Below are 21663 nucleotides of genomic sequence, written 5' to 3'. Positions count from 1 at the left end.
GATAGCATCCGTCTCTATTAAGGATTAAACAGAGCGCTCAGTATATCAGCCTGCTAGCCAATGCGCGCAAAACGTCTTAGCTAACGCGCTATGTTGTTGCTGATTAGGCATACCTGGTCTAGCGCCGGTTTGAGTACAACAATACGCACCCGCTACACTGGCATACACTAATAAATCCTGCCACGCTAACTGCTGTGCGACACCGGCCGCAAATGCCCCATGAAACGCATCGCCAGCACCGGTACTGTCAACGGCATTAATCGTTGGAGCATTTAACCAGCCTTTTTCTGCCCCGCGTTGCCAAATCAAACCTTGCTCGCCTAATGTGATAACGACAACCGGCGCAAGCCCCGCTAAGCGTGTCAACGCTGCCGATACATCACCAGCATATTGCACAGCGAATTTTTCTGAGCACACTAAATACTGGCTTTTATCGATTAATGCCAACGTGCCAGCATGTACAGACCCGGCATCTAATATTGAAGGAATCTGAGGTTGTTGTTGCAAGAATTTTAGCGCTAAATGGGGTTCATGACCGTCAAATAACACCGCTTTGGCCGAGATATTACTGTAATCCACTTCCGTTTCGGCTAATGTCACCGTGTCACCTTTATAATTAACCAACGCACGTTGTCCATCTGGTTTAACCCAAACCACCGACACCGGCGTTGGCATTGCACCTCGCACCAGCAATGCCATATTGACACCTTCATCGGCCAACTCTTGTACATGGCTAGCGCCGTATAAATCTTGGCCTAAGTAACCGGAAAATGCCGCATTAAAACCTAAACGCGCAATAACAACGGCCGCATTAGCCGCAGGGCCGCCGCCACAAGCTAAAAAATGCTGCGCGGTAGTTTTTTCATCAGCAGCAGGATGATAATTAACAGAAAAAATTAAGTCATAACTAGCATGGCCAATACAAACGACATCCGTCGTCAGATTAACCGGTACTTCGCCTAACGGTTTCATATTCAGAACTCTTTAGGCAAACGTTGATTTATTCCAACCCCAATATTCGCCCGGACAGTTGCTAAACTCTATATAAATCCTGTCCGCATTCAGGCCTAGTTGAGTCATTAAGACCTCGGATAATGCCGCCGACAAGGTTTTAGCCTGCATTGGACTTAAGCCTATACTCTTACATTCTAAATACGCTAAAGGCGCAGTTGAACCAGCAAAACACATTGTTTGGCCGCCATTAAGCTGAACCATGACATAGCGCTCAGGCTTACCGGTTGTCTTTACCACGACGGCAGACAGTTCTTGTAGCAATTGCTGACTTAACTCATGGGTAATAGATTGATTGGTATTCACTTGCAAATAGGGCATAAGGGCTTCTCCTCTGGGTTTGTTTTTATAAGGTTTTATAGCCTTACGGCTGGAGTATGGGGGGTGACTGAACTGCAAAAAAGAAGAGTACAATCAGCTTTTTGTAGAAAATCCGTCTTGGCGAGACTACAGTTGAAATTGGCTGCCTGCTTTTTATCCCAACGCTTGGTCAAATTCAACAAACCAATCCACTGTACCCTGAAACAAGGCATCATCTAATTGGGCAAGTTATAATGGACGTTCTTGTCTTCGATTGTAATCAGTTTTTTTTGAGCTAACTTATTTATCAGCGTTTCCAGTTCTTCTTTACTTAAAGCACCCATAAATAAAGAATTAATTGTATTTGATAACGTTTCTACCTTTCTAGGCTTTGCATTACCTCGTTTAACCAAGTGTTCAACAACAACTTGAATTTTTTCATCAGGAGTTTTTGAGTTTGATACTTTTAGGGCTGGAATATCATAAACTTGAGCATAGCGCTGTATTAAAACTTTCTTATCTCTTAGGTGTTTAATTAACACATCGAAACCAGAGTCATTTGAAATTATATGAAAATATCCCATTGAGTCTTTTTCGAATAATCGCCCAAGATAGAAAGCAATGTGAAAATCAAGAGCATTTTTTCCATTTCCTTGAATCCTTACATACTCTGCATCGCTCCCCAATAGATGCATTGAAGTCGCTAGCTCAATAGGTATTTTTGTCTGATTAATGCCTAAAAACAAAATGACTTTAAATGGATAACCTTTTGGTAAATCTAACGATAAAGGCTGGACATTTTCATAATCAATAAAAATGTAGTTTTTTCTTATATTCTTTTCCGCGTATTCCATCAGCAATTCTCAATTGGCACGAATAAATAATACAACTAATTGTTTTACAGAAATTGTCCGATTTCCCATACCCGCCCCCAAACCCAACAAGCTGTAAAACCTGTCAGGTTGAGTAGCAAACCTCCAACTATCGCTCTGACTATTTTGTCATGACTAAATCACCGGGTATTCCCCAATGCACTGTTTTTCCTGTTGTTAAATTCCACCATTGCCCTGTGCTTGGGCGCCAAACGATATATTCATCTTGGCCATTACCGTTAGTGTCACCAAACCTAGGCACATCGCCGGGCTCACCCCATTGCACGGTGTTGCTGCCGCCGGTAGTGATGTTTTTCGCATAAAACGTCGCATTACTAGGCCGCCACACAGCAATATTCCAACGGCTGAGTTTGTCTTTGTAGGTCAAAGGAATATCGCCCCATTGCCCCCAGTTGACGGTTTGACTAGCGCCCGTTGCACTATAGCGTAACCACCACTCGCCCGTCGTGCCCCGGAATATCACTAAATCATCGCGTCCATCGCCATCCATATCGCGAGCCATAGGCGTGTCTGATACTTCGCCCCAAATAATATCTTCGCTGGCTTTGCTTGAATAACGAATATACCAATGACTATATGACTGAGCGTCTGCCCGTCTGCGATACACGGCTAACTCGGCTTTACCATCGCCGTTATAATCTAAAGGTACAGGAAGGTCGCCGTTTTGTCCCCACGCTATCGGTCTAAAAGCTTTCAGCGGATCCCAACTATAGATATACCAAGTACCGTTGCTAGGTCTAAACACGATTAACTCGGCACGCCCATCGCCAGTGACATCAGCCGGAGCAGGGATATCGCCTTTTTTGCCCCAGCGAATTTTCTCAGTTTTCCCTGTTGCATAGCGAATATACCAGCGTCCACTAGCGGGTCTAAAAACAGCATAATCAGTTTTGCCATCACCATCAAAATCAGCCGATTGCAATTGTAAATGCCGGTTAACCATAGATTCGACTTGTTTGCGTAAATCCGGTCTAGGCCCTATATGTCCACCGCCTTGCTGAGGTGTGCCTTCACGCCGTAATACTGCGCGTATTTCTTTAGGGTCCCAATAAGAGCCGTGATATTCCCATAATAAACTAGATAATGAAATGGCCGCACTGGTGACGATAGGCGAAGCGCCTGAAGTCCCCGAAAACGATGCGGTATACCAACTATTTTCGCCATCGCTGCTATATAAATCGCCATAACCCGTGGTATAAATTTGAAAGTCCCCTTCGGCATGAGTATCGACACGACTGCCGTAAGTGGAAAAATACGCTTTATTGCGCGTTAGTTTTTCACCGGCGCCAACAATAATCGCACCCGAATCTTGGCTGGCGTCATCGGGAGTAAACATGCCGTTAAAACCGGCTAAATCTAAATCGCAATTGCCATTACCGGCGGCTTGTACCACGATACGACCATTCGCCGTCGCGGTTTTAATCGCTTCTTTTGCAGCTACCTCAAACTCTATCGGCACCAACGAATCGCCACTATCTGAGCCATTGCAGTCAAAATCCGCATAGGTTTGCATTTCTAATAAAATCACCGCACCAGCCAAAATTGATTCGCGGCTGCGCTAATCGCGGCGGCAGCGTTGTAGCCTGAATCGGGTGAATGTGTCGCTAAACGCACATCAGCATATTGAACCAGACCTGTTGTGCCATAACCGTTATCGTCACTGCTGACAATACCTATCACCGCCGTGCCGTGGTCGCGCCAGACTTGCGCCGAAGCACTAGGCGCGCCATTCACATAAACACTCCCCGCCAGTTTAGTTAAATCTTGGTGGCTAATATTCCAACTAAATTCAACATCGCTATACGCCCAATTCCAACCGGCAGCGCATAGTACAAGCCATTGACATAATCCATATCAATACCGATAGGTGCTGCTTCACGGTAATCTTGTAAAGCCACATAATCACTAGGTGCCGGTGGCGTTAAGTTAGAATGAGGCGTCGGCGGCTTAGTGGTATTCGGTAAACTAGGAGGGCTTGCAGGCACGACTTTACTACGCTCCTGACTAGCAGCAGGCCAAGGCACGGTATCATGTTGTTGCCAATACTGCTTAAACGCAGCCGCTTCTGCAGCATCCATACCAGGCGCGGGTGCAGGCAACTTAGAGGCAGCGGCATAATCCACAATGCTTAATTCATTCAGTTGATTAATCAACAATGCCAGGGCTTGCTCAGACGAGACGTCAACCACAATGAAAAACCAGGTTTTCAAATCAGGTAATTCTGTACCAGTATTCGCCTCCCCCTGAGCTTTTAATGTATCTAAAGCTTCATCGGAAACATCATGCATACGCACTAGCGCATAGCGTTGGGTTGTTGCTAATAACTGGGTAAGCTTTTCAATGTCAGCTTGTGCTTGCGCGTTATCGGTGCTTAATACGCCTTGTTTAAGACGAATATGGCTGGCTTGGCTAAATTTAATTTCAATTCGATTCTTAAAAGCCTGAGTTAAATCAGCGACTTTCACTGATTTTTTATGATATTGATAAGCGCCGGCTAATGACTTCTTATTAACAGCAGCCTTATTCGTTTTATACAATTCTGGTAAATCTGAGTTAGCTAAGACTTGCCCTGTCAATGTTGACAACACAATGGCCTGACAAAAAACGGTTAGTGAAAGCAAAACAGGGCGTTTTGCTATTAACAGCGACGGAGTTGACATTGATGCCTCCTAAGGAGTGAGTCAGCGATTTTAATAGTAAAGTCACTACGCTAATATGACTTATTCTGGGTTTAGTTCATCGCTAGTTATAGAAGAAAAAGCATAAAAATACACGGAAAAAAGCTATGAAGCATAAAAAATAGGTACTAATAATGGCACGAAAATGGCTTTGCCGCCTAATTCCTCGCTAATTTCTAGCGACGGCATAGATTGAGGATAGTAGGTGACGCCTGTTAATCGATAGTAGCTCCCGCTGGAGAGTTATTGATAAACTATAAATAGTAAAAGCCTTATGTCCCCCACTACCCGATGACCGAACAGAACGAAACACAAGTAACCCGTCAAAGACGTTGGCGTTTTATTGCTCGGCGGCGATAACCAAATTGGCTTAAGCAAAGAAGACATCCAATTGGATAATTTGCTAAGCCAGCTTTACCCGAACGGCGAAGCAGCGGAGCGGTCGGCGGGGTTGGGCGGTTCCGCGCCGAAAGTCAGTCGTTGGTTGGGCGATATTCGCGAGCGTTTTCCGGCCAATGTCGTCAAGGTGTTGCAGAAAGACGCCTTTGAACGCTTGAATCTGACCGCAATGCTGTTACAACCGGAAATGCTCGACGGCATTGAACCGGACATCCATCTGGTCGCTACCGTGATTAGCCTCAAGCATTTAGTGCCAGCCCAATCCAAGGACACCGCACGGCGCTTGGTGCAAAAACTAGTAGATGAATTGCTGGCGCGGCTGCGCAGTAAAACCGAGCAAGCGTTGCGCGGTAGCTTGAACCGAGCAGCCCGTAAGCAGCGACCTTTGCCGAGCGATATTGACTGGGGGCGCACTATCCGCGCCAATCTCAAGCATTATCAACCGGAATACAACAGCATCATCCCCGAACGCTTGATTGGTTTCGGGCGCAAAAAGCCGCAGCATCTGAAAGAGGTGTTTTTATGCGTGGATCAATCCGGCTCTATGGCAACCAGCGTGATTTATGCGAGCATTTTCGCCGCCGTAATGGCATCGATTCCAGCCTTAAAAACCCAGTTGGTGGTGTTTGACACCGCTGTGGTCGATTTGACCGAACAGCTCGCCGACCCAGTGGATGTGCTGTTTGGTGTGCAATTGGGCGGCGGCACTGACATCAACCGTGCCGTGGGCTACTGCCAGCAACAGCTCAGCAAACCGCGCGATACCACGTTTATATTGATTACGGATTTGTACGAGGGCGGAGACGGCAACAGTTTGCTGGCGCGTATCGCCGAGCTGAAAAACAGCGGCGCAACGGTCATCACCTTGTTAGCCTTGAACGATGATGGCGCACCGAGTTACGACCAAAGAATGGCGCAGCACTTCGCTAATCTGGATGTGCCAACTTTCGCTTGCACACCCGACAAATTCCCTGATCTGATGGCGACCGCTCTAAACGGCGGTGACATTGCGCAATGGACAGCTAAGGAAGACCTGGTGCTACAAGCGCGCACGTAAACTCTAAATGCTAAACAGCTATTGGCAATAGCTTTAATCAGAATGGCTGGCAAAAAGGCAATACCCTGCCCCACCTTACGTTGGTAGCCGTAAAAACGGCCATGCTCTTTAGACGGGACAATCCTAGGTAGGGACAGGACGTTTAGAGAGCAGGTGTTGGCAGCAGGGATGCTGCCATCAAGCCTACAGGGATGTATTTACGGCGTCCTGCGCTCTGAATGTCCTGTCCCTACTTAAGTTGGTAGCCGTAAAAACTATGCCAACATCGTGAGCTAAAATCACAGACCCCATCTCATTCATAACGCCTCTTACCGAATAGCAGTGAGTTAAACATTCCGCTTATCGGTCTCTCAGTGATTTTTCACCCGCTAGCATGTAATTCAGTCACATCTTTACCGGTGTTATCGGGATTATTCTGTACCCGTAGTTTCTACCCACCCATAACCATCGGAGCGTTTTTATGTTAGTTAATCAAAAAAAGCTGGTAACTGGACTTTGCCTAGCCACCCTGACTCTTGCCTCTGCCGCTAGTTACGCAGGCGACAGAGAAATCGGCGGCTATGTTGATAAAGCAGAATCACGTTTTGTCCGCAACGTTTGGAATTTTATTAAAAACTTTCAAGGTTGGCAGAATATCGGCAGTCATCGCTATAAAGAAACGCAATACTATTACAACAAACCCTTCGTCATGGACAGTTCGCACCAATTTTATGTCGATAAAATGGATTTAGCTTACATCGCCGGTCACGGTAGCGATTATTACATTGAAACGGATCAAAGCTTAGGCGAAGGCGTTGATTTGCGCACCGTACCCGCTTATGGCGATTTAGCTAATAACGGGGACTTAGAATTTATGATTATCGAGTCTTGTTATACCGTCACCACCGCGCCGGAACATGCTGATTGGTGGTCGCCTTACTCTAATATGTTCCAAGGCTTGCATCAATTAGTCGGCTTCCATACCTTAAGTAATTCTGACAACGGTATTCCTAATAATTACGCGAATAAACTCAAAGCCAACGGCGGTGTTTGGCAATCATGGTTTGATGCTGTAAATGAAGAACGTTACTGGATTTTCAATCCTACGAATGATGACGGCTCTCCTTACCCAGGTTTGGCCAGCGCTATTATGTACACCTCGACGGAAAATGATCGTTTAGGCGCTTATGCTGCCGATCCCGCAGGCGGTACGGCTGGCATGAAAACCTGGTGGCAATATTAATCTAACCCCTATTTAGGAGACCGATCATGAATTTCAAGACTCTTTTCTCAGCCATTGCTTTAATCGCCGGCAGCCTAAGCGCGCTGAATACTCAAGCTGCATCGACCACAGAAGGCTTAATGTTGTATCAATTCGAAAGTTCACGCCCCGTGCCAATTGATACCTCTCTGTCATTAATGAAAACTTATATTGGCGAAACGCCTGAAACTGCAGCGCCTGGCAGAGACCAAACAGTTCGTTTTATCTCGCCTAAAGACCCCAATACACGCTTTGAACAAAATTTAAAAACGGGTGACATTCGCTTTCACCGCAATTTTGCTCGCTATTTAGGCGATTACGCGCCTAAATTACCCAGCACCGAAGAAGCTATGAAAGCCGCGCATATTTTTTTAGAAGAAAACAAATTATTACCCAGAGATGAAAGCCAATTAAACCTCATCCATGTGGGTGGCTTAAGAATGACGTCAACGGATGGCAAAGAACCCGGTGCTATCATCGATAAACTTATCACGTTGAATTATTCACGCGTAATTAACGATATGCCTGTCATAGGCCCTGGTTCTAAATTTGTTATTGAAGTCGGTGAAGAAGGCGAGATTTTGGGCTTAACTAAACATTGGCGCGAATTTTTACCAGAAGGTAAACCCATTAGCCCTAATGAAATGTATTCGTTTGATGAGGCAATAAAGTTAGCGACTAGACAACTGCAACAAGAATTTGGCGAAAATGTACAATATGAGTTTTTACAAACTAAAATCGCTTATTTCGATAACAACGGCAAATTCTTACAACCGGTTTATGCATTTGAAACCAAAGTTTTCGTACCCTCACACGGTGTTGAGCCATTTAACTATGTGAGCGTAATTCCTGTAATGATTAACTCTCCTGAAAAACTTGAATTAACCAAACTCGATCCACGCGCTTTACGAGCTATTAAAATTGCTGATGAATCTATCACGCCGATTAGACTCAAAAAATCCGAATAAGCGATGATACCGCTTGGGTTGTGCCTAGCATAACCCAAGCACTTTTATTAAGTCGATGGACGTCCGTCCACTAAAATTTTCAATTTCTGGCCTGACTGCAAACCCTTGCCTAGCACAGCTCGGTTAGATTTCTGTAAATCACTCACCGATACATTAAATTTTCTCGCAATTTTGCGTCAATGTATCACCTTTACCCACTGTGTAATGCACTAAGCGTATAGAAGGTGATGCTGATGCAATTTGTGGATTAAACGGTTTAATCGTTAATTTACGACCTGAAATTAACCCCGTTTTAGGATTTAGCTTATTCCATTCAGCCAACTCTTTTGGCGACACCGCAAAACGTTGTGAGATATTCCAAACCGTATCCCCTTTTTTAACGGTGTAAACCTGGTTACCTGTCGTCTGAACTTTAGCTAGCTTTGGTAAACTTTCCGTCTTTTTAGCAAACGTAGACTTTGTAGTGTTTGGTACTTGCAGGTATGTGCCTGAACGAACACTGTTTGTTCTTAAGTGGTTTACATCACGCAACGAGGCAATCGTTGTATGTTGCCTTGAAGCAATCGTCGATAAGGTTTCGCCTGGTTTTACTTGATAACGGGTATTGTGTGCTACCTCAACGATAGCGCGTGGTTCAGGTTTATGCGCAATGTCAGGTTTTTTAGGCTCAATGCGCTTGGCCACTGGCGTTTCAGATGCGCGCTGTAGTTGAGCATAATCAACACGCTCGCTAATCGGTACTTGCGCCAAATTACGCTTAAAAGCTTGTGCGTGTTCAACAGGCACTAATAAGCGATGAGGTCCATAAGGCGCAGTACAGGCTTTATTAAAACCCGGATTTAACTTTAAAAACTTATCATAAGGCGTATTAGCTAATTGTGCGGCTAAACGTAAATCTAGCGGAGAATCAATATCGACGACTTCAAAATACGGCTTATTCGGTATGTGTCTTAAATTGATATTATATTGCTCAGCATTAGCAAAAATCTTCGCGATTGCCAGTAACCGTGGCACATAATCTTCTGTTTCGTGTGGCAAATTGAGCGACCAGTAATCGGTAGGTAAATTTCTATTTTCGTTGTGTTCTATGGAGCGTCTTACTTTGTTTTTACCACAATTGTAAGATGCTAATGCAAGCAACCAATCGCCATCAAAGTTCTCACTCAATTCTTTTAAATACGTCGTCGCTGCTTTAGTTGACGCATAAACATCTCGTCTACCGTCATACCAAGCATTTTGTTCTAAACCGTACTCTTCGCCGGTTGAGGGAATAAACTGCCAAAGTCCTGAAGCATCGGCATGTGAATACGCATTAGCCTGAAATGCGCTTTCAACCACAGGCAATAAAGCAATTTCGCCAGGGATATTTTTTGCCTCGATTTCATCCAGAATATGGTGCAAATAAGGCTCGGCGCGTTGCTGAATAATTGCTAAGGTTGCTGGATGCTGTAAATACCAATCAACAGCTTTATCAACGCGATAATGGTCAACAACAGGTAGCGAATACAACGATAGTAGTCGATCCCAAACGGTGGCATGTTGCGACGAGCTACTACGCTTACCGAATTTTAGTCGGTTTTTTGCACTAGAATAGCCTTGGTAATAGCCGTCTTGCTCTTGTGCTTCGTCGCCACCTGGCAATTGATCGCTTAAACTAATTGGCTTTTGTGCAGTTTCTGTGCAACCTGCTAAGGCTAATGACAGCGAAATTAATACAATTGAAGTTGACCTGTTAAAATTAACATGCATCATCTTATTCCTAAGAGTGTAGTTTATTTACAAGCGGTTAGTATCCTGTTTTTCATCTAAAACATCAACATAATGTTGCAATGAGCCAATTATGAAGCGAGATTTTTTATTTGCGTGGTACCAAACCCCGCGCGGAAAGCTGTTAAAAGAGCTTGAGTCGGAGTTTTTGCAACGCTCCATTACCGTCAGTTGCCAACAAACCGTATTGCAAATTGGTGGCTTAGGTTTCGAAACGGATTTTGTCGATTGCTCACTATACAAATATTACACTATTCTCGACGCTAAGCTCCTAGGCTGTACTAGTGCGCAAAAAATACAAGCTAAAGCGTATCGTTTACCGTTAAAAAGCGATAGCGTCGATATGATTATCGTGCCGCATTTATTAGAATTCGACCATTATCGCTTTCAAACTATGCGCGAAATTGAGCGTGTACTAAAGCCGGAAGGAATTGTATTAGTGATGAATTTTAATCCGTGGAGTTTTTGGGTGCGTTATATGTATCTATGGGAAAAACGCTTTTCTGATTCTTGGCGCGCGCATTTCATTGGCAGAAATCGGGTACTCGACTGGCTTAAACTACTCAATTTTGAGGTCACCTCCGCTTCAGAATTTTTTCTTGATACTGTTAAAACTAAGCACGGCAAAGCGATTCCCTATGCCGGCTCGCTGACTTCTACTGCGTATGCTATCAAAGCGGTAAAACGCCGTTACAATCTGATTCCGCTAACACCAGTTAAAAGTGAAATCACTGGCATAGTACTCGCTAACTCGATTAGCTCACCTGCACAAAACAATAGTCATGAATAACGAGACAGTCACCATTTATACCGATGGCGCATGCCGAGGCAACCCCGGCCCTGGTGGCTGGGGTGTTGTCCTCAGCTATAAAGGACAACAGAAAGAGCTGTATGGAGGCGAAGCAGACACGACGAATAATCGTATGGAACTGATGGCTGCTATCATTGGTTTGGAAACACTCACAAGGCCGTGCCAAGTCATTCTTTATAGTGACTCTAGTTATGTACTAAAAGGCATGAGCGAATGGCTAGCCGGTTGGAAGCAACGCGGTTGGCGCACTGCTAGTAAGACACCGGTTAAAAATGAAGATTTATGGCGACGCTTAGATGCTGCCGCCAGTAAACATAAAATTGACTGGCAATGGGTGAAAGGTCATTCAGGCAACGAAGGCAATGAAAAAGCCGATGTTCTCGCCAACTTAGGTATAGACTCATTGCCTAAACGCTAAAGTACCCGGCCAATGGTGGCCGGGTTTTATCCAAGTTTAATTATCGCCTGCACGCACATCAAACTCGATTTTCCAACGTGAATTATCGCGTTGAGAAACGGCTTGTAACTCTAACGTGCCTACTTCTGTCACCGCCGCACACAAGTAAACAGGCACAATTTCACCAGGTCTATGGTTTTCTTCTGACAAGGTAATCTCTATCTCATCGAGTTCTGATAATTCGTCATCAGTCCAATAATCTAAGCGAGTACCTACTCTATCTTCACGCCGTGTATTCGATGCGAAAAAGCGGAACCGTACCGGCTCACCAATCACTAAGCCAAACGTGTCATCAGGCAACTCTTGTTGTGTGCCCTCTTCCATGCCAAACGGCGCAATACATAACGCTTCAAGTTCCGGCGGCAAACCTGGCACAGCAGGCATAGCACTTTCAACACCGACATAATACGACGCTGCCGTACCGCCTTTAATGCGCACACCTTTACCTTTGCGCACAAAACCGTAGTAAGCTGCCCCTCTAGCAACCGCTAAATCTAAATCAGCACCGCTTAACAAACGCGCTTCAGGAGCTTGTTCGGCAACTAACCAAGCATTTAACACCCCCATTAGCCGCTCAGCTAACGCTTTGGCTTTAAAGACCCCACCATTAAATAACACGGCGGTGGGATGTAAAAACGTCGCATGTTCTGGTAAGTTGACATCGGCCAAGTCGCTAGTCGCATGTTGTTGCTTCGCTAAAAACGCTGCCAAATGCCGGGTAATGGCTGCATCTTGCGCATAAGGTAAACCTGTTGTGCGTAACCCTGTACGCGTACGGGTAATCGGTCTATCACTAGCTAAAACCTGAGGGAAAAAGCCTTCGACCAATACTTGTTGCACTTCAGCACGGGTTAATTCTGCGCGTAAGGTCCCACCAATCAACGACGAGCCTCGGCTGGCAATCACTAACGGTAAGCTCTCTAAAGTCTCATCGTTAAATAATTTCTCTTTAGCTTCTCGGCAACTATGAGTTAACGCTTGTACTTGCCAAGGCTGTAAACGCTGACCGTCTTTTTCTAATTTAGCTTTAACAGTATAGGCCAGCGCTAAATCCATGTTATCGCCGCCTAGCAAAATATGGTCGCCTACTGCGACACGGGTTAACTCCAAATTGCCGCTTTGTTGCGTCACTGCAATTAACGATAAGTCGGTTGTACCTCCGCCAACATCAATCACTAAAATAATATCGCCGCATTGCGTTTGTTTACGCCAATCGCCACCGCTTTTTTCAATCCAGCTATATACGGCGGCTTGTGGTTCTTCTAATAAAATCGCTTGACTTAACCCAACTGTTTTAGCCGCCTCTACCGTTAACTCACGCGCGGCCGGATCGAATGAAGCGGGCACAGTAATGACTAAATCTTGTTCTGATAACGGCGCATTAGGAAATTTATACGACCAGGCATCGCTTAAATGCTGCAAATAGGCCACGCTAGCCTCAAACGGCGACACGCGCTCCACATCTTCAGGCGCTTCAGCCGGTAAAATCGGCGACTTACAATCCACACCGGCATGACATAGCCAGCTTTTAGCACTCGCGACTAAGCGAATAGGCGTTTTACTGCCTAAATTACGCGCAATTTCACCGACTAAATAGCGAGGTTTAGCTGTCCATGGCAAATTACTGGCATCATCAGCCAACTCTGCGCTATGTGCTTGGTATAAAAACGAGGGTAACTGCGGGTCTTCCTCTACCATGCCGGGCGCAATCAACTGCGGCACGCCCATGACGTGCTGATTAAACTCATCAGCCTCTGCATGAATTTCAGCATAAGACAACACACAATGCGTAGTACCCAAATCAATACCTACCGAATAGCGCATACCTTCGGGTACAGGCTGAGGCGCGGGAGCTGGAATTGTTTGATTAATCGCATCGCTAAATGAGGGTTGGCTTTCAACCACAGGTACAGACTGCTGGCTTTCGATTAATTCATTAACAACTTCGCTAATACTAGGTTCAGACTCTGGCTCAGGCTCTGATTGCTTTGATTCAGCCGGTGTTGCCACAGGTTCCGGCGTCGTATTGCTAGGAGCAACGGCCGGTTTAGCGTCTTGCATTTTTTTGATATGGTCGAATAAGCTCATAGCTCAACCTCAGCAGCGGCAACGATACTCGCATCGTAACCTTGAGTTAATTTAGGTAAGTGTATTGCCGTAACTTGCCAGCCTTTATGGATTAATGTGCCGGTAAATGGCGGCTGGCCAACGATATGGCCGGTCACACGCACTTTGCTCGCATCAAAACCCGCTGGTAATGTCACTCGTGCCCCCTCGGACTCAGCCCTAACCGGTGCTAACGTAAAATGTTCTTTAATGGCTTTATTACAACCTTCATGCACCACACGCGCGGCAACACCAATATCAGCATCGCTATAACTCGTAATATTTTCTTGGATAAAATCGATAAACCGTGCTTCGTTTTGCAAAATAGCCAACAACTGTAATGCCGCATCAGGTGTCGCTTCTTTTAACACCACCGGCTCAGGTGCTGGGGCTTTTACGATTTTTTCGACTTCAACAATTTTCTCAACTACTTGAATAATAGGCTCTACCGGCTTAGCAGGTTCGCTAACAACTACAGGTGTGACTTTGTTTTTTCCACGCAACAAATTAAGCACCGAAATTAATAACACCACAATAAGCAACAATGCTAAAACAGCTACCGTACCGGCTAAACACACATGCCATAAATCGAAAGTCGTCGGTCGTAGCGATAAGTCAATCGTATAAGAGGTATTCATGCGCAAACTCCTATTGCAATTGTGCCGACTTTCTAGCAGCCTCGGCAAATATCAATGTCTGTAGGGCATCGCGCGTTGTTTTAGTGCGTAATTGTTTTAAATGTCTATCGGCAATCACTTCGGGAACTTTTTTCGGCTAAATACACTTCGCGCATTTTTGCCAGTACCACTTCGCATTGCTTAATGATTTGCTCAGTTGCAAAACGGCTTTCTTGTTTCTGATAATCCGGTTTTTGAATCTCATCAGAGACGCATTTTTTATAGTCGTAACTGGCTTGCTGAATTTTTGCTATCGTCGCATCAGATAAGGTCGTATTGTGCCATTCACTGGCTGTCGATTCGGCCAAAACAGGCAAAGCGATTAGCAATAAAAGACAGGTGGTTAATTTGTTCATCGTGTTTCCCATAGGATTTAATTATTATAATGATTGCAAGCTTAAGCTCGGTCGCTTGCAAAACCGTGATGTATTTCATAACAACAAACAGATTGCAACAATTTTACGCTATCTGGCTTAAATGGATAAGCGATTTATCGGTAATCATAGGTGCTATGACTGTTATAGCGGTGCCGCCTAGAGACGAGAATAGATAACCTATCCGGCGTAGCATAGACTGACAAGCCAACCGGATAGGCAACTGAAATTATTGATTTTGTAATCTTTCGATACGCTCTTCTAAAGGTGGGTGACTCATAAATAATTTACGCACACCACCACCATTAATACCGAACGCCGCCAGTTGGCCTGGCAATTCTGGTGCTTCTTGCGCGCGCTGCAATGCACGCAACGCACTAATCATTTTCTGGCGCCCTGCAAGCTGAGCACCGCCCGCATCGGCTTTAAACTCGCGGTAACGGGAAAACCACATGACCAACATAGACGCCAAAATACCGAGCGCAATTTGTGCAACCATTTGCACAATGTAATAAGCCGGGCCATAACCTCGCTCGGTTTTAAACACGGCGCGGTCTACCACATAACCAATCAATGTCGCGAAAAAATACACAAACGTATTTACCACGCCTTGCATTAACGCCATTGTCACCATATCGCCGTTCGATACATGAGTCATTTCATGACCGATAACCGCTTCAACTTCGTCGGCATCCATCATGCCCAATAACCCCGTGCTAACAGCGACTAATGCGCTATTTTTATCCATACCCGTTGCAAATGCATTGGGTTCTGGCGCGTCAAAGATGCCAACCTCAGGCATGTTTATACCAACGACTTGAGCTTGCCTAGCCACGACATCGAATAACCATTGCTCAGTTTGATTCTCTGGTTGGGTAATAACATAAACCCCCATCGCTTGCTTAGCCGTCCATTTCGACATGACTAGCGAGATAAACGAACCAGTCATACCGATAATTGCCGAAACCAGTAATAAGGTATTTAAATCAATATTAACACCTTGCGCATCTAAGGTACTTTTTATGCCTAATATATTAAAAACTATGCTTATGACGATTAAAATCGCCGCATTTGTCGCTAAAAACAGTAAAATCCGCATCATAAGGGTTTACCTCTTTGTAAATATTTTTCTAATGAAGTGGGGATTGAATAACGAAATTCAACCGATGCTAAGAGCATTCCTGTTATATAAAGTTTGCCGATATTGAGAATAATCCTGATAAAGTACGATGACTCAGCGTTTGGATTGCTGAGCACTCACATTTAACCATTACGAGGTCAATCATGAAACGATTAGGACTTTTTTTATGGCTGTTAAGCACACACACCCATGCAGATGTAACAACTATCCTACCCTCGCTTAAACTGCCTGAAGGCTTTAACATATCGATTTACGCTGAGCATCTGCCGAATGCGCGCAGCATGGCGTTAGCCGAAAACGGCGTGTTATTCGTTGGCACCGGCGTTGAAGGCAAAATCTACGCCGTATCCCCGCCTAAACAAGGCAAGACCCAAGTCTATACGATTGCTCAGGATTTAACTATGCCTAATGGCGTCGCCTACCGTGACGGCGCGCTATATGTCGCTGCTATTAATCGCATCTTACGCTTTGATGCTATCACCGAACATTTATCAAACCCACCTAAGCCTGTCGTCATCTACGACCAATTTCCAGCAGAAAAACATCATGGTTGGAAATATTTACGCTTTGGGCCTGACGGCAAACTTTATACCGCTGTTGGCGCACCGTGTAACATTTGCCTGCCTGAACAAGATATTTTTACCTCGTTAGTCCGATTAAATCCCGATGGCACAGGGCTTGAAATATTAGCGCGCGGTATACGCAATACTGTTGGATTTGACTGGCATCCTACCACCAAACGCTTATATTTTAATGACAATGGCCGAGATTACTTAGGCGATGATAAACCACCTGATGAACTCAATAGTTGGTCTGAAGTCGGTGAGCATTTCGGTTATCCTTATTGCCACGGCGGCACGATTGCCGACCCTGAATTGGCTGATAAACATACTTGTAGCGAATTTAAAGCCCCAGCCTGGCGTTATAAAGCCCATATAGCACCGTTGGGTATGCGCTTTTATACCGGCCAAACCTTCCCAACCCAGTATCAACACCGATTATTTGTTGCACAACACGGCTCTTGGAATCGCAGCCAGCCACAAGGTTATAAAGTCGTCGCACTTAAGCTTGATAACGTCGGTAACGTCATTACTGAACAAGACTTTATCACTGGCTGGTTGACAGAAAACAACCAAGTGTTGGGGCGCCCAGTCGATATTTTGGAACTGCCTAGCGGTGAATTACTGATTAGTGACGATAAGCAAGGCGTTATTTACTCAATAACCTATCGCTCCCAAGCAAAATAACAGCAAACTGTACAAAATTTGTCAAAGTATTGTAAAGCTATGCTAGCATATTGCAATAATCTGGTTATACTCAACCCATAGAGAGAAGCACGAGTAAAGCTCACCAAGTCAGCTTTACTCAATCAGATCAAGCAACACATGCAAACCACACTACTATGTCGAATATGAACGATGATTCAGCGCGTTATTTAATCAGCACCGTTTCAAAACGATCCGGCGTTAAATCCGATTTAGTCAGAGCATGGGAACGGCGTTACCAAGCAGTAACTCCCACTCGTACAACCGGAGGCCATAGAGTTTATAGTGATTTAGATATAGCTCGACTAAAGCTTTTGAATCAAGCCACTAATAAAGGCCATAGCATTAGCCAAATTGCGCAATACTCTATCGATGAATTAAAAAACTTATTAAAAGACGGCACGGAAACTGAAGCTGAACCCTTACTACCTAAGCTATCAAACAACGAAACCGCTAACATCGCAGAACGGTATATTGAAAAATGTTATGCCGCCGTATTAGCGTTTGATGCCAGAGCCTTAGAATTACATTTTGAAAATGCACTGGTTGAATTAGGCACTGAAGTCTTTATTGAACACCTACTCACGCCTTTATTAACCATAATCGGTGAACGCTGGCGTATTGGCGAGTTAAGACCGGTACACGAACACATGGCGTCAGCCATTATCCGCTCGCTCACTTATATATTACGCAATAACAACCCAGCCCCTAAAGGTGCTTGCCGTATGGTGGTTAGCACACCGATTGGGCAATTACACGAGTTAGGCGCATTATTAGCCGCGATTATTGCCGAATTAAAAGGCTGGCAAGTCACTTATTTGGGCGCTAATTTACCTGCGGAAGAAATTGCCGCCGCAGTTAAATATACTCATGCAACCGCAGTTACCATAAGTATTAGTTTTGCTGATGATGATTTGTTATTACACAAAGAAATTAGAAAATTAAAAAAACTACTCGGCAATGACGTCAGCTTAATCGTCGGTGGTCGTGCTGCCGGACATTATCAACCATTGCTTAACGAAGTCGGCGTTATCAATATTGAAAATTATGACCACTTTAGGCATATTCTAATGGATTTAGAAGCTAACAAAACAAACCAGGATAACGCTAAACAATGACATTTTGGCAAACAAAGTCGCTAGATGAATTAAGCCCAGAAGAATGGGAAGCCTTATGTGATGGCTGCGGACGTTGCTGTTTACACAAGCTAGAAGACGAGGACTCAGGCGACATAGCCTTAACACGCGTGGCATGTCGCTTACTCGATATAACAAACTGTCGCTGTGGCAATTATGCCCAGCGTTTTCAACACGTTCCTGATTGCTTAGATTTAAGAAAACAAAAAGTATCAGAATTAACCTGGCTACCTAAAACCTGCGCCTATCGTCTTATCGATAAAGGCCTACCCTTACCCGATTGGCATCCGCTTATCTCAGGAAATAACCATGCCATACAATCATCTGGCGTATCGGTAGCCAGCTTTGCAGTGTCTGAAACAGATGTCGATGACTTTGAAGATTTTATTATTGATTGGCTAAGCTAACCAGTTGATCGTGTTATGCTAAAATTCGGCAACAGCACCAGCGTTGCTAAACCACATGGATGTGGTATATAGAATCCCCTTACTCGACTAGCCATTTATAAAGAACGCAGGAAGTATTGATATCAGCACTTTCTCAACCGACCAGTCGGGTTGCTGCCACCATCTAGACTGGCTCTAAACAGTAATAGGCAGTAAAGTCTGGGCTGCTCCCAATCCCGACTCATCAAGAGACTGGGAGCTAGTTAAAAAGGATAGGCTATATGGCCAAACCGAATTTAACGCGTTCAGCAGATTTGCACTTACGCATAGGTGCATTTGGTGCATTGTTCTCAATTCTTGTTGTGAACTTTGACCCTCTGCCTGCATTCGCGCTTGCGTTGGCGGCGGCAGGCATACTAGCTAAGCTGTAAAATCTAGGCTCGTATTCAGTTCGGCTGGCGGGCCGACCTTTTATTGTTTTTCGGAAAGAAAACGGGGGCAGACCTTACATTTGACATTATTACCCTCTTTCCGTCTGTCACTGCCCGGCTCGCGGTGGCGTAACTCATTACTCCGACCCCAGTTTTATTGACTGGTTAATCTAGTCGTTTGTCGGGTTATGCTCACGCTAACCCGACCTACTAACTTATAGCCCGCCCAATTTGAGAACCGTAGTTCGTCTCCGGGTCGTCATCTCGGCATGGATTGCCAAGAACACCAGCAATTCTCAATTTGAATGGAGATTAAAATTCAATTAGTTAGCGAATGTTAATATTTACTTGACATGATTTCGACCGCAACCATTGCCGATTTAACAAAAAATTGACTATTTTTTATACAAATTTACGAGTTATTGAAAAAGTCAAATTCCTATCACATTGATTTTTAAATGGCTCCCAAATTGAGAATTGCTGCAAGAACACAGGGGGACTTGAAGAGCGCCATCCATGGCACTGCATTCCGGCAATCCATGCCGGAATGACGGGTATGTAAAACTATGGCTTTCTGATTGGTCACGGTTTAACCGCTGTTTTTCTCGGATAAACAGCGGTTTTCATTGCCTCAAGGCGTTAGCCCTTGACCCACAACAACCAGTTTTAACGCGTTGGTGCCACCTTTGATACCGGTTAAATCGCCTTTCGTGATAATGAATTTATCGCCGTCTTTAGCAATATTCCATTTTCTTAATTCTTTCACGATATTACGATTAACTTCCGCATGGTCTTGGCCGTCTTCCAATTCAAAATAAATAGGAAACACACCGCGAAATAACGTCGCTTTACCCAACGTTTCTTCCACACGACTAAACGCAAAAATAGGAATGCCTGAACTAATTCTTGACATCCATAAAGGCGTTGAGCCTGACTCGGTTAGCGCAACAATACCTTTGATTTTGGTATGGTTAGCCATATACATAGCCGACATCGCGATGGCCTCGTCATCACGCTGGAATTGGTTTTTAATGCGGTGATCAGACTCTCTTACGACAGGTTGCTTTTCAGCTTCTACACAAATTCTGTTCATCGCTTCAACCGCTTTAACCGGGTGATTACCAGAAGCCGTTTCGGCCGACAACATAATGGCATCCGTACCATCGTAAATCGCATTAGCCACGTCAAAAACCTCAGCACGGGTAGGAATCGGGTTTTCTATCATCGACTCCATCATTTGCGTAGCCGTAATGGCAATACGGTTTAACTCACGCGTACGTTTAATCAGTTTTTTCTGTACCGCCGGTAAATTGGCATCACCGATTTCCACCCCTAAATCGCCACGCGCCACCATTACCGCATCAGAGGCTAAAATGATTTCATCCATAACCTCATCGACAATGGCTTCCGCACGTTCGACTTTAGCAACAATACCGGCGTAACAACCTTCGGCCTCTAATAAGCGTCTAGCTTCATCTAAGTCATCAGCACAACGCGGAAAAGACACGGCAACAAAATCACATTTAATCTTAGCAACCGTTTTAATGTCTTCTTTGTCTTTATCCGTTAACGCCGCTGCAGACAAACCGCCGCCCAACAAATTAATACCTTTGTTGTTTGACAAATCACCGCCAACAACCACTTTACAATTAACCCGCATATTGACGACATCAACCACATCTAACACGATACGGCCATCATCCAGCAATAAGCGACTACCCGGCTTTACCTCTTTTGCCAATGGCTCATAGGTAATACCTACTTGTGTGTTATCGCCAGCCTTAGGGTCAAAATTAATATCAAGCGCAAAGTCTTGGCCTTCGTGCAAAAAAAACTTTGGTATCTTTAAAGCGGGCAATACGAATCTTAGGGCCTTGTAAATCAGCCAGTATACCTACGCGTCTACCGGTTTTTCTACTCAGCTCTCTGACTCGCTCAGCTCTTGCTATATGGTCTTCAGCAGAACCATGAGAGAAGTTCAAACGAACAACATCAATGCCGGCGATAAACAATCCCTCAAGCACACCGGGCTTATCCGTAGCCGGGCCTAGCGTAGCTAAAATTTTGGTTCTTCGTAACATTAGTGATTATCCTGCGTTAACCAAGGCAATAGTGGTATCTAACATACGATTTGAGAAACCCCATTCGTTGTCATACCAAGACAATACCTTTACAAACGTACCATCGACCACTTTAGTCAGGGTTTGCTCGTAAATTGAAGATGCTGGATTATGGTTAAAGTCGGTTGACACTAATGGCAAATCATTAACTGCTAAAATACCTTTTAACGGACCTGCCGCAGCCGCTTTTAACACCTCATCGATTTCAGCTTTGCTGGTGCTTCTAGCCGCCGTAAAGCTTAAATCAACCACCGATACGTTAATAGTGGGTACACGCATTGCAAAACCATCTAATTTACCAGCTAACTCAGGCAATACTAAACCCACTGCCGCAGCAGCACCGGTTTTAGTAGGTATCATCGATTGTGTTGCAGAACGTGCACGACGTAAATCGCTGTGATACACGTCGGTTAACACTTGATCGTTTGTATAAGAATGTATTGTTG

The 21663-nt window shown here is 44.7% G+C and carries 20 protein-coding genes and 2 pseudogenes; 9 read left to right on the top strand and 13 right to left on the bottom strand.

Annotated elements, in window-relative coordinates:
- Positions 1-45: 45 nt before the first annotated feature.
- The 6 genes from VZ94_RS05275 to VZ94_RS05250 form a co-directional block, all read right to left on the bottom strand.
- Positions 46-972, bottom strand: coding sequence for a carbohydrate kinase family protein (locus VZ94_RS05275; RefSeq protein ID WP_045778438.1), 927 nt, complete (start codon positions 970-972; stop codon positions 46-48).
- A gap of 12 nt (positions 973-984) precedes the next feature.
- Entirely contained in the window at positions 985-1332 is a 348-nt protein-coding gene (locus tag VZ94_RS05270) for a phenylpyruvate tautomerase MIF-related protein (protein ID WP_045778437.1), read from the bottom strand.
- Positions 1333-1547: 215 nt separating this feature from the next.
- On the bottom strand, positions 1548-2165 hold the full coding sequence (locus VZ94_RS05265; RefSeq protein WP_204369053.1) for a PIN domain-containing protein: 618 nt from the start codon (positions 2163-2165) through the stop codon (positions 1548-1550).
- A 139-nt stretch (positions 2166-2304) separates the two neighbouring features.
- Positions 2305-3732 carry an FG-GAP-like repeat-containing protein gene (locus tag VZ94_RS22270; protein ID WP_131655475.1) on the bottom strand — a complete coding sequence of 476 codons (1428 nt, stop codon included), beginning with the start codon at positions 3730-3732 and terminating at the stop codon, positions 2305-2307.
- Positions 3729-3938, bottom strand: a complete 210-nt coding sequence (locus tag VZ94_RS05255) for a hypothetical protein (RefSeq protein WP_045778436.1) — start codon at positions 3936-3938, stop codon at positions 3729-3731. Before VZ94_RS05255 ends, VZ94_RS22270 begins: the two co-directional genes overlap by 4 nt.
- A gap of 23 nt (positions 3939-3961) precedes the next feature.
- Positions 3962-4864 carry a hypothetical protein gene (locus VZ94_RS05250; RefSeq protein WP_045778435.1) on the bottom strand — a complete coding sequence of 301 codons (903 nt, stop codon included), beginning with the start codon at positions 4862-4864 and terminating at the stop codon, positions 3962-3964.
- A 361-nt stretch (positions 4865-5225) separates the two neighbouring features.
- On the opposite strand from VZ94_RS05250, the gene VZ94_RS05245 reads away from it, so the two are divergent.
- The 3 genes from VZ94_RS05245 (at position 5226) to VZ94_RS05235 (ending at position 8546) form a co-directional block, all read left to right on the top strand.
- Positions 5226-6338 carry a VWA domain-containing protein gene (locus tag VZ94_RS05245; RefSeq protein ID WP_204369052.1) on the top strand — a complete coding sequence of 371 codons (1113 nt, stop codon included), beginning with the start codon at positions 5226-5228 and terminating at the stop codon, positions 6336-6338.
- A 460-nt stretch (positions 6339-6798) separates the two neighbouring features.
- Positions 6799-7560: a DUF6345 domain-containing protein gene (locus VZ94_RS05240; protein WP_045778434.1), complete on the top strand. Its 762-nt coding sequence runs from the start codon at positions 6799-6801 to the stop codon at positions 7558-7560.
- A 26-nt stretch (positions 7561-7586) separates the two neighbouring features.
- The gene (locus VZ94_RS05235) at positions 7587-8546 is read left to right on the top strand and encodes a hypothetical protein (RefSeq protein WP_045778433.1); all 960 of its coding nucleotides are present in this window, start codon (positions 7587-7589) and stop codon (positions 8544-8546) included.
- A gap of 153 nt (positions 8547-8699) precedes the next feature.
- Here the strand turns inward: VZ94_RS05235 and VZ94_RS05230 are convergent, their stop codons facing one another.
- Positions 8700-10298 carry a LysM peptidoglycan-binding domain-containing protein gene (locus VZ94_RS05230; protein ID WP_338040249.1) on the bottom strand — a complete coding sequence of 533 codons (1599 nt, stop codon included), beginning with the start codon at positions 10296-10298 and terminating at the stop codon, positions 8700-8702.
- A gap of 88 nt (positions 10299-10386) precedes the next feature.
- On the opposite strand from VZ94_RS05230, the gene VZ94_RS05225 reads away from it, so the two are divergent.
- Positions 10387-11103 carry a class I SAM-dependent methyltransferase gene (locus VZ94_RS05225; protein ID WP_045778432.1) on the top strand — a complete coding sequence of 239 codons (717 nt, stop codon included), beginning with the start codon at positions 10387-10389 and terminating at the stop codon, positions 11101-11103.
- The gene (gene rnhA / locus VZ94_RS05220) at positions 11096-11542 is read left to right on the top strand and encodes a ribonuclease HI (RefSeq protein ID WP_045778431.1); all 447 of its coding nucleotides are present in this window, start codon (positions 11096-11098) and stop codon (positions 11540-11542) included. The genes VZ94_RS05225 and rnhA overlap by 8 nt, the downstream gene beginning before the upstream one ends.
- Before the next feature lie 36 nt (positions 11543-11578).
- Here rnhA and VZ94_RS05215 read toward each other — a convergent pair whose 3' ends face one another.
- From VZ94_RS05215 to htpX, 4 genes are all read right to left on the bottom strand, one after another.
- Positions 11579-13405, bottom strand: coding sequence for an Hsp70 family protein (locus VZ94_RS05215; protein ID WP_045778446.1), 1827 nt, complete (start codon positions 13403-13405; stop codon positions 11579-11581).
- Between the two features lie 260 nt (positions 13406-13665).
- Positions 13666-14325 (bottom strand): DUF2760 domain-containing protein, encoded by a 660-nt coding sequence (locus tag VZ94_RS05210; RefSeq protein WP_045778430.1) that lies wholly within the window; start codon positions 14323-14325, stop codon positions 13666-13668.
- 104 nt (positions 14326-14429) lie between these two features.
- Complete coding sequence (locus VZ94_RS05205) at positions 14430-14720, bottom strand: hypothetical protein (RefSeq protein ID WP_338040248.1); 291 nt, start codon at positions 14718-14720, stop codon at positions 14430-14432.
- 247 nt (positions 14721-14967) lie between these two features.
- Positions 14968-15840: a protease HtpX gene (gene htpX / locus VZ94_RS05200; protein WP_192828600.1), complete on the bottom strand. Its 873-nt coding sequence runs from the start codon at positions 15838-15840 to the stop codon at positions 14968-14970.
- Between the two features lie 182 nt (positions 15841-16022).
- Between htpX and VZ94_RS05195 the strand changes: the two genes are divergently transcribed.
- The 4 genes from VZ94_RS05195 to VZ94_RS25790 all read left to right on the top strand — a co-directional run bounded on the left by VZ94_RS05195 (position 16023) and on the right by VZ94_RS25790 (position 19097).
- Entirely contained in the window at positions 16023-17126 is a 1104-nt protein-coding gene (locus VZ94_RS05195; protein ID WP_052700236.1) for a PQQ-dependent sugar dehydrogenase, read from the top strand.
- A 164-nt stretch (positions 17127-17290) separates the two neighbouring features.
- The gene (locus VZ94_RS05190) at positions 17291-18262 is read left to right on the top strand and encodes a MerR family transcriptional regulator (RefSeq protein ID WP_239649653.1); all 972 of its coding nucleotides are present in this window, start codon (positions 17291-17293) and stop codon (positions 18260-18262) included.
- Entirely contained in the window at positions 18259-18687 is a 429-nt protein-coding gene (locus VZ94_RS05185; RefSeq protein WP_045778428.1) for a YcgN family cysteine cluster protein, read from the top strand. The genes VZ94_RS05190 and VZ94_RS05185 overlap by 4 nt, the downstream gene beginning before the upstream one ends.
- 260 nt (positions 18688-18947) lie before the next feature.
- Positions 18948-19097 (top strand): hypothetical protein, encoded by a 150-nt coding sequence (locus VZ94_RS25790; RefSeq protein ID WP_157844856.1) that lies wholly within the window; start codon positions 18948-18950, stop codon positions 19095-19097.
- Between the two features lie 631 nt (positions 19098-19728).
- Here VZ94_RS25790 and pyk read toward each other — a convergent pair.
- Both pyk and VZ94_RS05175 read right to left on the bottom strand, forming a co-directional pair.
- Positions 19729-21178 (bottom strand): annotated as a pseudogene (pyk, locus tag VZ94_RS05180) (pyruvate kinase).
- 6 nt (positions 21179-21184) lie between these two features.
- Positions 21185-21663, bottom strand: a pseudogene (locus VZ94_RS05175) (glyceraldehyde-3-phosphate dehydrogenase); the annotation flags it as partial.

Origin of the sequence: Methylocucumis oryzae (assembly GCF_000963695.1) — a bacterium.
Taxonomy (GTDB): domain Bacteria; phylum Pseudomonadota; class Gammaproteobacteria; order Methylococcales; family Methylomonadaceae; genus Methylovulum; species Methylovulum oryzae.
This window is presented reverse-complemented; position numbering and strand designations above follow the sequence as displayed.